The 15,026-nt window shown below is 56.4% G+C and carries 10 protein-coding genes and 1 pseudogene; 5 read left to right on the top strand and 6 right to left on the bottom strand.

The genetic code is table 11. The features are described 5' to 3' along the window. The first annotated feature begins 51 nt into the window (after window positions 1–51). Window positions 52–384, top strand: coding sequence for an NAD(P) transhydrogenase subunit alpha part 2 (locus AC1EKE_RS04725; protein WP_018107869.1), 333 nt, complete (start codon window positions 52–54; stop codon window positions 382–384). Between the two features lie 8 nt (window positions 385–392). After that, the gene (locus tag AC1EKE_RS04720) at window positions 393–3,446 is read left to right on the top strand and encodes an NAD(P)(+) transhydrogenase (Re/Si-specific) subunit beta (RefSeq protein WP_480308476.1); all 3,054 of its coding nucleotides are present in this window, start codon (window positions 393–395) and stop codon (window positions 3,444–3,446) included. Window positions 3,447–3,597: 151 nt separating this feature from the next. Here the strand turns inward: AC1EKE_RS04720 and AC1EKE_RS04715 are convergent, their stop codons facing one another. From AC1EKE_RS04715 to AC1EKE_RS04690, 6 genes are all read right to left on the bottom strand, one after another. Continuing rightward, window positions 3,598–4,452, bottom strand: a complete 855-nt coding sequence (locus AC1EKE_RS04715; RefSeq protein WP_480308475.1) for a hypothetical protein — start codon at window positions 4,450–4,452, stop codon at window positions 3,598–3,600. A 313-nt stretch (window positions 4,453–4,765) separates the two neighbouring features. Further along, window positions 4,766–5,350 carry a crossover junction endodeoxyribonuclease RuvC gene (gene ruvC / locus AC1EKE_RS04710; RefSeq protein WP_480308474.1) on the bottom strand — a complete coding sequence of 195 codons (585 nt, stop codon included), beginning with the start codon at window positions 5,348–5,350 and terminating at the stop codon, window positions 4,766–4,768. 4 nt (window positions 5,351–5,354) lie between these two features. Then, entirely contained in the window at window positions 5,355–6,578 is a 1,224-nt protein-coding gene (locus tag AC1EKE_RS04705) for an LL-diaminopimelate aminotransferase (RefSeq protein WP_480308472.1), read from the bottom strand. A gap of 6 nt (window positions 6,579–6,584) precedes the next feature. Further along, complete coding sequence (gene dapF / locus AC1EKE_RS04700; RefSeq protein WP_480308471.1) at window positions 6,585–7,385, bottom strand: diaminopimelate epimerase; 801 nt, start codon at window positions 7,383–7,385, stop codon at window positions 6,585–6,587. 77 nt (window positions 7,386–7,462) lie between these two features. Further along, window positions 7,463–8,722 carry a type II toxin-antitoxin system HipA family toxin gene (locus AC1EKE_RS04695; protein ID WP_480308469.1) on the bottom strand — a complete coding sequence of 420 codons (1,260 nt, stop codon included), beginning with the start codon at window positions 8,720–8,722 and terminating at the stop codon, window positions 7,463–7,465. A 2-nt stretch (window positions 8,723–8,724) separates the two neighbouring features. Then, the gene (locus tag AC1EKE_RS04690) at window positions 8,725–9,045 is read right to left on the bottom strand and encodes a helix-turn-helix domain-containing protein (protein ID WP_296119324.1); all 321 of its coding nucleotides are present in this window, start codon (window positions 9,043–9,045) and stop codon (window positions 8,725–8,727) included. A gap of 820 nt (window positions 9,046–9,865) precedes the next feature. On the opposite strand from AC1EKE_RS04690, the pseudogene AC1EKE_RS04685 reads away from it, so the two are divergent. From AC1EKE_RS04685 to AC1EKE_RS04675, 3 genes and pseudogenes are all read left to right on the top strand, one after another. Continuing rightward, window positions 9,866–10,275, top strand: a pseudogene (locus tag AC1EKE_RS04685) (peptidase U32 family protein); the annotation flags it as partial. A gap of 98 nt (window positions 10,276–10,373) precedes the next feature. Continuing rightward, the gene (locus AC1EKE_RS04680) at window positions 10,374–12,716 is read left to right on the top strand and encodes a TonB-dependent receptor (RefSeq protein ID WP_480308467.1); all 2,343 of its coding nucleotides are present in this window, start codon (window positions 10,374–10,376) and stop codon (window positions 12,714–12,716) included. 386 nt (window positions 12,717–13,102) lie between these two features. Continuing rightward, complete coding sequence (locus AC1EKE_RS04675; protein ID WP_480308465.1) at window positions 13,103–15,013, top strand: peptidase U32 family protein; 1,911 nt, start codon at window positions 13,103–13,105, stop codon at window positions 15,011–15,013. The last annotated feature ends 13 nt before the right edge of the window (window positions 15,014–15,026 follow it).

Here is a 15,026-nt window from a genome sequence, read left to right as displayed (position 1 = left end):
CGATTTTCCTGGATAGGGAGACCGGTTTGGCTCTTTTTTATCTCTTATGATATGGCTTCACCACTAGTCTTAGTCCTGGTCTTCATAGTGTCCGCAGTGGTCGGATACTTCATCATCCGGCAGATCCCCAGTCTGCTCCATACGCCGCTGATGTCGGGTATGAATGCACTCTCCGGCATCACCATCGTCGGCGCGATCATCGTCGTCTGTGAGACGGTGGAGTGCATCGATGCCTACGGGGGCGACTTCCGCTACTACCTCGCCCTGATCCTCGGCGGCATTGCGCTCATCCTGGCGATGATCAATGTCGTCGGTGGCTTTGGCGTCACGGAGCGGATGCTCAAGATGTTTCACCACAGCAAGTCCTCCAAGGGGGGTAAATGATCGGTATTATGATATCTGTACTCAATATTATTATCCCCCTCTTAGTGCTCGCCGGCCTCTGGATGATGAGCCGTGTCTCTTCGTCTGTTAATGGTAATCGGACCAGTATCCTGGCGATGATCCTGGCGATACTCGTCGCCTTCTGGGGACACGGTATGGTGCCACTTCTCTGCACCCTCTTCTTCATCCTCATCGGTCTCGTGATCGGCTTTATGATGGCTCGTAAGGTCAAGATGATCGAGATGCCTGAGATGGTCGGACTGCTCAATGGTCTCGGTGGTGGTGCCTCCGCCCTCGTCGGTATCGTCACGCTGATGGGCATCACCTCGCCCGAGGTGTCGATTACCTCAGTCGGTATGCACGCCGACTCCTTCTCGCTGGGGGCCTTCGAGTCCTCCACCGGTGTCCTCGCCGTGATCGTCGGTATGATCACGCTCGTCGGCAGTCTCATCGCTGCCGGTAAGCTCCACCGCGTCATCGATGGGCGACCCAAGGTGATCAAGAATCACAGCCTCTACCTCACTGTCTCCCTCGCCCTCTGTGGCATCCTCTTCATCTGGAGTTTCTTCGGTGTCAATGACGGCAATGCCGCATGGATCGTCTGCCTATCGGTCCTCTTTGCTGCCCTCTTCGGTGGGCTCTTCACCATCCGCGTCGGTGGTGCCGATATGCCGATCACGATCTCGCTCCTCAACTCTCTCTCCGGTGTCGCCGGCTCGATCGCCGGTATGGCTATCGGCAACGTGATGCTGGTAGCCATCGGTGGTATCGTAGGTGCCTCCGGACTCCTCCTCACGCAGATCATGTGTCGGGCGATGAATCGCTCCCTCGGGGATATCCTCCTCGGCAAGACCGCTGCTCCTGCAGGGAAGAAGAAAGCTGCCCCCAAGGCTGCCGCTCCCGCCGCCGCCCCTGCTGCTCCGGCAGCTAAGAAGGAGGCCTCCCTCCCGGAGCTCCTCCACGATGCGAAGAAGGTGATAATCGTCCCCGGCTACGGTATGGCGCTCGCACAGGCACAGCATCAGGTGAAGCAGCTCGCCGACACCCTTCGTCGCAATGGCGCAGAGGTTCGTTTTGCCATCCACCCCGTTGCCGGTCGTATGCCGGGCCATATGAATGTCCTCCTCGCCGAGGCGGATGTGCCTTACGATGACCTCTTCGAGATGGAGCGGATCAATGACGACTTCAAGTCGACCGACCTTGTCGTCGTGATCGGAGCGAATGACGTCCTCAATCCTGCCGCCCGTGAGGCTGAGGGCACACCGATCTACGGCATGCCGGTGCTCAACGTCGATCAGGCGAAGCACATCATCATCTGCAACTACGACCTCAAGCCGGGCTACGCCGGAGTGGAGAACCCGCTCTACACCCGCAAGGAGGGCGTGACGATGTGTCTCGGTGATGCCAAGGAGACGGTGGCTGACCTCGTCAGTGCCGCTACCCAGGCACCTGCCAAGGCGGATGCCGCTCCCGATGATACCGCCAAGCTCCTCCACGAGGCTAAGGAGGTGATCATCGTCCCCGGCTACGGTATGGCACTCGCACAGGCGCAGCACGAGGTGAAGCACCTCGCCGATGCGCTGACCCGCAATGGCGCACACGTACGCTTTGCGATCCATCCCGTCGCCGGTCGTATGCCTGGCCACATGAATGTCCTCCTTGCCGAGGCGGACGTGCCCTATGATGATCTCTTCGAGATGGAGCGGATCAATGACGACTTCAAGTCGACCGACCTTGTCGTCGTGATCGGGGCAAATGACGTCCTCAATCCTGCCGCGCGCGAGGCTGAGGGTACACCGATCTACGGCATGCCGGTGCTCAATGTTGACCAAGCAAAGCACATTATTATCTGCAACTACGACCTCAAACCGGGGTACGCCGGAGTGGAGAATCCGCTCTATACCCGCAAGGAGGGCGTGACGATGTGTCTCGGCGATGCCAAGGAGACGGTCGGCGAGCTCCTCGCCAAGACGACCGCACCCCTCGCCACTGCATGTGAGCCGACGGAGCTCTCCGATGAGGGTGCTCTCCTCCACGAGTCCAAGCGGGTGATCATCGTCCCCGGCTACGGTATGGCGCTCGCTCAGGCGCAGCACGAGGTGAAGGGGCTTGCCGACACGCTTCGGCGCAATGGCGCTGAGGTTCGCTTTGCCATCCACCCCGTTGCCGGTCGTATGCCTGGGCATATGAATGTCCTCCTCGCCGAGGCGGATGTGCCCTACGATGACCTCTTCGAGATGGAGCGGATCAATGACGACTTCAAGGATACCGACCTCGTGATCGTGATCGGAGCGAATGACGTCCTCAATCCTGCCGCCCGTGAGGCTGAGGGCACGCCGATCTACGGCATGCCGGTGCTCAACGTCGACCAGGCGAAGCACATCATCATCTGTAACTACGACCTCAAGCCGGGCTATGCCGGAGTGGAGAACCCGCTCTACACCCGCAAGGAGGGAGTGACGCTGAAGCTTGGTGACGCCAAGGAGACCGTGGCTCAGCTCGCTGCCGAGGCTGCCGCTGCACCCTCGGAGGTGAAGAAGGCCACCGGTGGTCCCGACCTCTCCAAGGTGCTCACTGATGCGAAGAAGGTGATCATTGTCCCCGGCTACGGTATGGCGCTCGCCCAGGCACAGCACTTGGTGAAGCAGCTGGCGGACACCCTGACCCGTAAGGGGGCAGAGGTTCGCTTTGCCATCCACCCCGTCGCCGGTCGTATGCCGGGCCACATGAATGTCCTCCTCGCCGAGGCCGATGTGCCCTACGATGACCTCTTCGAGATGGAACGGATCAATGACGACTTCAAGGAAACCGACCTCGTGATCGTGATCGGAGCCAATGACGTCCTCAATCCTGCCGCCCGTGAGGCCGAGGGTACGCCAATCTACGGCATGCCGGTGCTGAACGTCGATCAGGCGAAGTACGTCATCATCTGCAACTACGACCTCAACCCCGGCTACGCCGGTGTCCCCAACCCGCTCTACGAGCGTGAGTCCGGTGTGACTCTCCTCCTCGGCGATGCCAATAAGACGGTAGCTGACCTCGTCGCCGCTGCCAATGCCTAAGGCATAGCTTTAGAGTATAGATCAATTCCAAAGGGGCTGTCTCACCGAGAAGTGAGACAGCCCCTTTGGCGTATCTTGTGAATGTTGTTTCAGTCAGGAAGCAGAATGCGCCCCGATGACACTACGTTGTGTCACCGAGCGCTCTGCTCACTTACTTGTAGGTGATCGTGAAGGTGGTGCGGAGGATCTTTCCTGCGAAGTCCGGGATGAGGTCTTTGCTCTTGGACTTCAGGTCATCCGTGGTGACGATCTTTACCGGACGACCTTTTGCGTCAAGCGTGTAGTCATATGTGGTGGTCATCTCGACGGGGAGGCTGCTGCCCGACACCTTAAGTGTGCTCACTCTCTTGGAGGGGAGGTAGGTGGGTGTCTTGCCAAACCATGCTCCGGGTATGGGCATATCGGTGAACTCCGGGATGTAGAGGACCATGAGCCCGGCGGGATCCTTTGTCTCGCTGTAGGTAAAGGTCGTGTGCGAAGTCATGCCCTGCGACTCTCCGATAGTAAGCTGACGCTCTGAGATCAGGTCTCCCTTCCACTTGAAGGTGTATAGTCCCTGCTCGTCGCGCTTGAGTGACAGGAGGTGTCCCTCGCTGTCGTAGGATGCTGAGAAGTAACTCTCGTCTCCACTCGTTTTCTGCCCAATGATATAGCCGCTGGCATTTGTCTTAAGCACCAGGGGTTCAGAGGAGATAGGGACGGATATCGTTCCGTTTCCGTAGGTGATGGGCCATGTCTCGTTATGGGTGCCATCGTTAGTTTTCATGCTGACCGCCATTGAGGAGACCCGACCCTCCTTGTCGTAGGTGTACTGGGTGGTCACCGTACTCTTTGAGGCGTCGGTTAAGTCCTCCGCCGTCACTGTGAGTGATGCGATGAGCGACTTCTCCTCCGCGGGGGGAGGGGTCGACTGATCCTTCTTGCCATCTCCCTTGCAGGAGGGGAAGACTGCGGCACACAGCAGAGCCAGTGCTACCGTACTGAGGTACTTCTTGGATAAAGTCATAAGAGTATAAGTTGTTATTTGGATTTGATAATGTCAGTTGTATGGGTCGTGGAGGAGCCTATCCGAGAGCTGTGAGGCTCCAATTGGTAAACGCAACAATACTACTTGCGGTATTTGCTATAATGTGAGTCATGTCGTCTGGTGGAGAGTTCTATCTTTGTGGAGTTCCCGTCCCCCGACTGACTTACGTTTGTAAATTTAGTTGTTTTTTTTACTTTGAAACAAGCAGTTTTCTCCGGGTGTTGCAAAAAAATATTTTGGGATGGATTGGTGCTGAAGTGATCAACAGGGACAAATCCCTGTCGGCAGGTTCTCACTTGACGACCTTGTCGGGATGGTTGCGGAGGTAGTCGCGCCACGAGGAGGAGCGACCGCCCGTCACCGGTCCGCGTCCTGCGGAGAGGACGTGACAGACCGCCGCACCGGTGGCGTCGGTGGCGTCCAGCGCATCCATCATCGCCTCCGGGGGAATGGAGAGCATCTTGCGGAGGTAGTAGGCGACCTGCTCCTTGGAGGCGCTGCCGTTGCCGGTCACCATCTTCTTGATCGTCGATGGGGGGTACTCCGTCACCGGCAGGTCGGCGAGTTGAGCAGCGACGATTGCCGCCCCCTGGGCGCGCCCCAGCTTGAGCATACTCTGTACGTTTTTGCCATAAAAGGGCGCCTCGATCGCCAGCTGATCGGGGTGGTAGCGGGCGATGAGCTGAGAGACACCTTCGTGGATCTTGCGCAGTCGGCGGTACGTGTCAGCGTAGCGGTCGAGCTTAAGCACACCCATAGCGAGGAGGCGCATCTTGCGCCCTCGGGCGGCGATGATGGCGTAGCCCATCACGATCGTCCCCGGGTCTATCCCGATGATGATCTGCTCACGTGCTCTCTCGGCGACAGGCGTGCCCATTGGGTCAGCCGAGGATCCGCTTCATCGCCCGCTCCGTCAGCTCGTGCGTGGAGAAGCCGGAGAGGCGGAAGTAGCCCTCGCCCTCGGGACCGAAGCCGACGCCCGGCGTACCCACCACGCCCTTCTCGTCGAGGAGGTACTGGAAGAAGTCCCAGCTCCTCGGGTGGCTCTCCGGGGTTTTGATCCAGATGTAGGGTGCCGAGATCCCGCCGAAGACCTCCATGCCTCGCTCTGCAAAGGCGGTGCGGATCATCCGGCAATTCTCGAGGTAGTAGTCGACGTGGTCCCGGATCTGCGCCTGCGCCTCAGGCAGGTAGGAGGCGGAGGCACCGACCTGAGAGATGTAGGAGGCGCCATTAAACTTCGTCCCCTGACGCCGCGCCCAGAGCCGATTGAGCTCCACCTCGGAGCCGTCCTCGAGGTGTGCCTTCAGAGCGTGCGGGACCACCGTGTAGCCACAGCGGACCCCGGTGAAGCCGGCAGACTTGGAGAAGCTGCGAAACTCGATCGCGCACCGATCTGCTCCCTCCAGCTCGTAGATGCTGTGGGGCACGTCCTCCTCACGGATGTAGGCCTCATAGGCGCCGTCAAAGAGGATCACCGCATCCTCAGCGAGGGCGTAGTCGACGAAGCGCTGCAGGTCGGCCCGCTTGAGTACCGTGCCGGTCGGGTTATTGGGGTAGCAGAGGTAGAGCAGGTCGACGTGCCGGGAGGGTAGTGGGGGGATAAAGCCATTCTCCTTATTACACGGCAGGTACTCCAGCCTCGTCCACCGTCCGTCGCGGTACTCTCCGCAGCGTCCCGCCATCGCATTGGTCTCGATGTAGGCGGGGTATACCGGGTCGGTCACTGCAACCATCACGCTGTCGTCAAAGATGTCGACGATATTGGAGGCGTCCGGTCCCGCACCATCGCTGATGAAGACCTCCGACCAGTCGACCGGAAGCCCCTTGCTGCGGTAGTCCTTGGCGATGCGCTCCCGGAGGAACTTATGCCCCACCTCGGGGCCGTAGCCGTGCATCGTCTCGCTGTGGCCCAGCTCTTCCACTGCCTTAGCCATAGCCTGTAGGCAGGCATCCGGCAGGGGAAGCGAGACATCACCGATTCCCATGCGGATCAGGTCGGCATCGGGGTGGTGCTTGAGGTGGCGGTCGATGCGGTCATTGATCTCCACGAAGACGTAGCTGTCGGGGAGCTTGAGGTAATTGGTGTTGATCTTATGATTCATACGGATTTATCTTAGCTGAAGTGTGCCATCAAATACCCGGGTGGCGGGTCCGGTCATATAGAGTGGCCGGCTCTCCTCCCCGCTCCACTCGATCGTCAGATCACCGCCCGGCATGCGAACGCATACAGGGGAGAGCGCCAGCCCGAGGCGGATCGCCACGGCGGCTGATGCGCAGGCTCCGGTACCACAGGCGCGGGTCAGCCCGGAGCCTCGCTCCCAGACCCGCATCTCAAGAGTGTGCCAGTCGATGGGGCGGATCACCTCCACATTCGTCCCCTCGGGGAATCGCCGGCTCTGCTCCAGCATCGGCCCCTTGGTCTCGAGCGGGAAATCTCCCTGTGCGAGGATGACGAAGTGGGGGTTGCCCATGCTTGCGACGTAGCCCTCGACCCCCTCGACCGTCTCGGGGGTCGCGGTCACCTCGGGGATGCCCATCTCGACGCGCGCCCCGGTGACCTCTTTTTCTTTATCAAAAAGGAGGTCCACAGTCAGGAGTCCCGCCCCGGTATGGATGCTAAGGGAGGTCTCCTCGGTGCGTCCCTCTTCGTGGAGGAGGTTGGCGACGCAGCGGATCGCATTGCCGCACATCTCCGCCTCGGAGCCGTCCTTATTGTATATATGCATCTCGAAGCTCTCGGCGTCGTGCCGGGAGTAGGTCACCACACCGTCTCCCCCGATGCCGGTGTGGCGGTCGGAGTAGCGCCGGGCGAGTGCCGGATAGTCGAGGGAGGGGTAGCGGTCACGATCTATGTAGATGTAGTCGTTGCCCAGTGCCTCCATCTTGGTGAAGTGCAGGATCTCGGTCATTGCTTTGCTCTCAAATTCTTGCTCTGATGCCCAAAGTTACCCATTTTCGCCTCGTTCGCTCTTCCAGGGCAAAAGCATCAGGATACGGAAGTGATGCTGAAGCGCCCCGCAAAGGCCGGTATCTCACGGCTTGGGATCTGCAGCCTTGTTGCTATTTCTTGCCATCCCCTCACGGCGTCAGTCACCTCGCTGATGATCTGCCGAGCTACGTCCTTCTCGATCATATACTCCTCCGACGCATCTGCCAGGTATCCTATGTTGGCCTCACTCGTGACGGAGTTGATCAGGAGGCTCTGATGCTGACTGAGAGTGGGGTTGAGATCATAGGCCGGTGACAGGGTCCACCCCTTAGCCGTCAGCAAGAAGCCGTGGTTGCGGAAGTGGTCATCGCTATTGCCGATACATATATTGAAGGCTACTCGTCTGTATAGTTCCTGCAGATTGGCTTGCACGTCCGTGCAGTGCTGGATGATGAAATCAACTATGTCGAGGTAGCCATAGCCATTGGAGGCATTGTCCCCATCACTCAATCCTAAGAGGGTCATCGCCGAGGCGAAGTGGATCCGCTGTCCCTCCTCTCTCCGATCAAACCTTCGAGACAATAGTGTGTGATACTTAGATCCTGAGGCACTCACCTTAGTCTCAGCCACATTAATACCAGCCTCTATGGCTAATTGGTGGCAAAAGTGCTCCCATAAGCCCACATCGTAGTCGTCCTTTCGGGAGGGAAACTTAGCGATATATAGCGCCCCATCGGTGTCTACTACACTTGCCTTCGGTCTGGCTCCTCCGAGCGAAGAACCCGGCTGTAGAAGTTGGGTCAGCCACTTCTTGTCAGGCAACTCGTTTGCCTCCTCGCTCTGCTCTATGGCCCGGCTGGCAGCCTCCAGTGCCCTTATGTCCGTCAAGGGGGGTATCCTTAGTACCGGACTGCTATTGATGAATTCACCACCCGGCGACTCCCTGAAGCGGAAGCCGCCCATACGAGAAAAGTCATCGATGCCCAGGAGGTAGTCAAAGGAGGAAATATGGCGGAGCGGTCGCCCCTCCTCCACGGCCAGGATCTGCTGCTTACGCATAAAGAGCATCCTACCCCAGCGATCAGGCAAGGCGTCTGAGAAGCAGCCGAAGAGATCCTTCCCCTCCTCGGTGTATTGCATCCCGGGATAGGGATTGAGGTCTGCACTCAAGAAGAGACTTCCGTAATCCCGAAGCCACTCTTTGTCGAAGGAAAATCCATACGAGTCGCTCCCGCGGAGCGACTCATAAGAGAGCTTCCCGACCAACCTTACCTCCTTAAGCCAATCGAAATCGGCATATATCAGCAATGTCTGCATGGCTATCCTTTCTTCGAAGCCCGCTGTCTATCCACCATGCTTAAGTCTTGTAGGCGTCGCCCCAGCTCGTCCTCCTTGGCTAACCAAAGGATGTCATCATCGAGCTGTAGCGCATACAATACTCTGAGATAGATGCCGATGGCAACGGTTGGGGTCCCCCTTTCGATCCGAGATACCGTGAGGGGGGAGCAGGTGGCTCGCTCTGCCACCTGCTCCATTGTCAGATTGCGCCTGAGGCGAGCCAGCTTGATCTGTTCGCCTACAGTCTCCATCTTTTGCTCTAACTTTCGGGGCAACTTTGTCCCCATCGTGTTCTTTGCCATCTCTCTCAACCTATCATATGGTATGCAAATGTAGGAAATATTTATATTTAATGATAGGTTATAGTGATTTGTCGCAGGGGTTATGCGTCTGAGCTTTACAGTTAAGGAGTGATAATCCCTGTCGCTGTGCCATATCGTCGGCAGACCCCTCTCATAATGCTCCCGTCTGCCGATCCCGCAGGGGCGAAGCCCCGTAGGGATCACCGCTTTTTAGACCGGGTGTCGAGGCACGAAGTGCCGAAGACCCCGGGAAACGACGACGCATTTAAGGTATACGACCCCGCAAGGGTGTCGCACATACCAGTCAATCTGTGCGACACCCTTGCGGGGTCGTGGGTTCGCTTGCAATACCTGACCCCCGGGTCGTCGGGGCTACGCCCCTCGACCTGGGGCTAAAAAACGGGCACCCGCAAGGGGTGCTTCATCCTCCACTCTTCACTATGAGACGAAGAGCTTTTGTACCGCTCAAATGCGTAACCCCTGTGATCTGTGACTCCCCTACCCAAGCAGCTCGCTTCTCAGAGAAATCTCTAATACCGATATTAGTGAAGTCTAATACCGATAAAAGAATTCTCTAATATCGGTATTAGATCAAGCGCCTATCCATCGGGCATGGGACACCCCTCCCTTTGGGCTCCACGGCAAAGGCAGTAGATAGTAGGGGAGGAGGTAGATAGGACCCATGGAAACAACAGAGGTAGGGGGGGCTGATCTCGGCATTTCTCCCCTATGACAGAAGTGACCGATCCGTGCACCCCGACGACCCATAGCTCCAATTGGGGTGGGTAAAACTGAGGGGAGGAATGGGTACCTTTGTGCCATGAAGAGAAGCATTGAAATACTGGCGCCCGCTTCGTCCCTCAAGGGCGGACGGGTGGCTCTCTCGGGGGGGCGGACGCGGTCTATATCGGGGCACCGAAGTTTGGCGCACGCGCTGCCGCCGGGGCCTCTCTCGAGGACATCGCAACGCTCACCCGAGAGGCACACGAGGTGGACGCACGGGTCTATGTGGCGCTCAATACGATCCTGACGGATGAGCAACTCCCCGAGGCGGTCTCGCTGGCATGGGATCTCTATGGTGCCGGTGCCGATGCGCTGATCATACAGGATATGGGGCTGCTGATGGAGGAGTTGCCTCCCATTCCCCTCCACGCCAGTACGCAGTGCCACAATGACAGCAACGCCAAGCTCCGCACCCTCGAGGCGCTGGGTATGGAGCAGGTGGTCCTTATAGAAAGATAGTCAGTGACACCGCACGACTGACGGGCAAGATAAGAACGGAAAGGAATTTCTCAATTTTATAAATCAGAAAACCGAACAACGTTATTATGAATAATCGATTTCTATTTTGTACTATATGTGCTATCATACTATTGATGGGTAATGTCTGCTCTGCACAAGTTACCGGCACAATAGTTAATAGGGAGAAACAACCTGTCGGTGGTGCCTCTGTTACACTGACCTGCAAGGGGAGTCCGGCTAAGAATATTTCTATTTCAAATATGAAAGGAGAGTTTAGGGTGGAAACAAAAACACTTGAGGGACAAGACTGCATTCTTGAAATTAGACATGCTGCCTATGCTCCCTACCTCCTTTCTTTACAGAAAATGCCGAAAGCGATAGAGCTTGATACAATAAGATTGGAGGATAACGTCCTCGAGGAGGTGACGGTCATGGCTGATAGAATTATCCATAAAGTAGATAGAAAGCTACTGTTTCCATCCCAAGATGACATTAGGCTTTCGAGCTCTGGCTATGATCTCATAGATAAAGTCAACTTGCCCGGAGTTTATGTTGATACGGCAAACAAAAAAGTGGAGAGGCGAGGATCGGGAAGTGTTCCTGTTTTTATCAATGAAAAGCGTGCTTCACAAGCCGATGTCGTTGCCCTGCGACCAGATGAGGTTGTGCGTATAGAGTACATTGATAATCCCGGTGTTGAATTTGGGCTGGAGACACCTACTGCCATCATCAATTTTATCGTTAAGCCTCGAGTGAAAGGTATGTCCATCGGTTTTAATCTGAATGATGCTGTGACTACGTTGAATGGACAGAATTATATCTATGCACAATATAATCATCGCCTGTCCAAGTGGGGCATTTACTATCAGAATGATTTTTCAAAGTTAAGCCGAAGACACATTGACCAAACGGATAGCTATATCTTATCTGATGGAAACCTTCACGGAATACGCCGTGAGGGAATGAATACAAAGCTGGCATACGCAAACCATGATTTCGGCATTACCTATGATTGGACAAAGAAGGGACAGTATACCTTTATGGCACAGGCAAGCTGTCACTTCTATAATAGCCCGGACAGAGGCCACCGCCAGCGCATTTATGAAACGGGCAAGCCTACATATTACGCTTTGACCGAACCTACAGAGCATTATTTCTCGCCAACGATAGATTTATTCTTTAGGCGCTATTTTAAGAAAAATCGCACATTGACCTTCAATTTAGTAGGTACCATGTACGACACGAAATATGGATATAGCTTTAAAACCTTTGACAATGAAGATTTTGACTTGCCGACATCACAATATGGCTACGATACAGACGGCAAACGCTATTCCCTTATAGGTGACGTCAAGTTTAGCCAGCCTTTGGGCAAGTCCAGCTGGACCTCTGGCGTCAGTCACCTGCAGGGCTATACCAAAAATAAATATACAGGGACTTCCGACATCATCAATGATATGCACAACAGCAGCACCTATCTTTATTCCCAGATTTCAGGAAGATTCAGCAACTTACGTTATATGCTTGGTTTAGGAGGAAGCTATCAATATTATTCGCAAGGGACAGAGAGCTATCATTACTTCCTTTTACGCCCATCTCTAAGTCTCAGCCACCCTTTTCTGGACAAGGGAAACATACGATATGTCTTAAATATATCTCCCAATGCACCATCCTTGGCTAATCTGAGCAATAACAGACAGCAGTCAAATGAATACGAATATCATGTAGGTAATCCTAACTTGAAACCTTACAGCAGGTATACACAGACGCTGACCCTTTCTTACGAGCATAAATACTTCTATACTGAAAACACAACGGGGTACACGTATAGCCGGAATCCTATCTTAGAAGAAATAACGAGACACAGTGACGCAAATGGGAGGACATGGTTTGACTTAGGCTATGAACAGCAGAAGTCAGCAGCAGACTTTTGGAATTATACAACTGTTCAGCTCTATATAATACCCAATGTTCTGACTTTGGATGGCGGATTTTCGTACCTGCTATCTCGTTACGTGGGAAATAATTATACCCACGACTTCCATCGCCTATGGGGATATGTTGGCTCGAAACTTTTTTTGGGCAAATGGAGTTTTAGAGCTTCTTGGTCTGCAAAGGAAAGAAACTTTAGAGGAGAAAGTGAGAACACCACCGGCCAGAATATAGAAGCGCAAGTGAATTATAAACTGAGCCAAAACCTCTCCATTGGTCTTTATGGCTCTCATCTATTCCTGAAAAATGGATCTACCTTCGGGGAGGCAACGCACTCGCAGTTCATCAAGAAAGATCTAACTGTATATATTCCGGAGTGGGGAAATATGATCTCTTTGAATCTGACATGGAATCTTTCACGCGGACGTAAATATCAGTCAGATCAAAAGGGTGTATGGAATCGAGACAGCGAAACGGGCATATTTAAAGGTAAGTAATGGTTGTGTTATTGGGGTGGCAGAGGTAGAGCTGGTCGAAGTGCTGCAAGGGTAGAGGGGGGGATTTAGGTTCATTCTCTTTATTCACGGCAGGTATCATAGCCTCGCCCACCGTCCGTCGCAATACAAGCCGCAGCGACCCGCCACCGCGCTGGTCTCAATGTGGGCGGGGTTTACCAGGTCGGTCACGAGGATAATCACGTGTAGACGTAGTCGTTGCCCAGTGCCTCCATCTTGGTGAAGTGCATGGTCTTGGTCAGTGCTTTGCTCCCAATTCCTGCTCTGATGCCCAAAGTTACCCATTTTCGCCTTGTTAACTCACCGCATCGAGTTTCATGCTGAATTCAGGGGGGCGAACTGAGGGGAGGAATGGGTACCTTTGCGGTATGAAGAGAAGCATCGAAATACTGGCACCCGCTTCGTCCCTCGAGGGCGGGCGGGTGGCTCTCTCGGCAGGGGCGGACGCAGTCTATATCGGGGCACCGAAGTTTGGCGCACGCGCTGCCGCAGGGGTCTCTCTCGAGGACATCGCGACGCTCACCCGAGAGGCACACGAGGTGGGCGCACGGGTCTATGTGGCGCTCAATACGATCCTGACGGATGAGCAACTCCCCGAGGCGGTCTCGCTGGCATGGGATCTCTATGATGCCGGTGCCGATGCGCTGATCATACAGGATATGGGGTTGCTGATGGAGGAGCTGCCGCCCATTCCCCTCCACGCCAGTACGCAGTGCCACAACGACAGCAACGCCAAGCTCCGCACCCTCGAGGCGCTCGGCATAGAGCAGGTGGTGCTCCCGCGAGAGGTGAGCACGGCGGACCTGCCGAGCCTGCTTGACGGGGTAGGGATGCGGGTGGAGAGCTTTGTTCACGGAGCCCTCTGCGTCTCCTACAGCGGGCGCTGCTTCATCTCCGAGGCGTGCCGTGGCCGCAGTGCCAATCGTGGAGCCTGCGCTCAGTACTGCCGCATGAGCTACGACCTGGAGGATGCCACGGGGCAAAAACTTCTCACCGGGCAGCACCTGCTGTCGCTCCGGGACCTCAATCGGACTGAGATCGTCGAGGAGATGCTCGACCGGGGTGTCTCGTCGCTAAAGATCGAGGGGCGGCTAAAGGACATCGACTACGTCCGCAATGTGACCGCCCACTACCGCCGTGTGGTGGATGAGATCATCGCTCGTCGCAGCGAGGAGTACTGCCGCAGCTCGTGGGGCGAGACGGAGCTCACCTTTACGCCCCGACCGGAGCAGACCTTCTCTCGACGCTTCACCGCCTACAATACCCCACTGCATACGCCGATCCCGACGGAGAGCATCACCCCCTATACCAATAAGAGTGTCGGGGAGGAGTTCGGCACGCTCACTGAGTGTCGGGGACGGGAGGTAGTGATTCGGCTCCGCGATATGGGGACTGAGCTGAGTAATGGCGACGGCCTCCTCTTAGTCTCCCCTGATGAGACGACGACAGCCGGTGCGCTGGTCAATCAGGTGACGCCCCAGGGCGATGGGACCTACCGGCTGAGGCTCTCCGCCGCAGTCGAGATGCCGCCCGGTGCGATGGTCTTCCGCAACCTCAATCATCGGCTGGACCGGCTCCTGAGGCGCGATGATGCCTCGAGCCGAAAGGTCCAAATAAGTATGGAGTGCGAGGCGACGGAGCAGGGGATCATCCTTCGTGCCGCTGTAGCCGAATCGCCCTCCATAGCGGTGGAGGTGCAACGGGAGATGGCACTGGAGCCGGCCGAGAAGGATCCCTCGGCGAGACTCATCGATGCGCTCTCTAAGCTCGGCGACACGCCCTACAGGGTCGAGCAGCCGGAGCTGAGACTTCGGGGACTATACCTGCCGCCCTCCGTGGTGACGGAGCTGCGGAGGGAGCTTGTGGAGCGCCTGCGGGAGGCCTGCCTGAGGGTGATGACCGAGGAGCGTGACCGCCGGGGGGAGCGGCTCCGGGAGCAGCGGAGGGACTTCCTCTTTCGGGAGCACTCTCGGGAGGAGTGCGGACTGCCGGTGAGCCTTGACTTTACCTATAACGTCGCCAACCGGCAGGCAGAGCGGCTTTACCGCCGTCTCGGTGTAGAGGGGGAGATCGCCCCCGCAATGGAGGTGGCGATGCCGGAGGGGTCGGTGCCGGTGATGCAGACCCGTCACTGCCTGCTTCATCGGCTGGGCTACTGCACCCGGGAGGGCAAGCGGCCACCCTTTGCCCTGCCCCTCTACCTCGTCCGTGGTCAGGAGCGCTTCCGCATCACCACCGACTGTCGTGCCTGCCAGATGACCCTTTGGCTCGACCGATAGAGATCCGGGTAGG

It is taken from the genome of Porphyromonas sp. C0041D3 (assembly GCF_056590575.1).
This window is presented reverse-complemented; position numbering and strand designations above follow the sequence as displayed.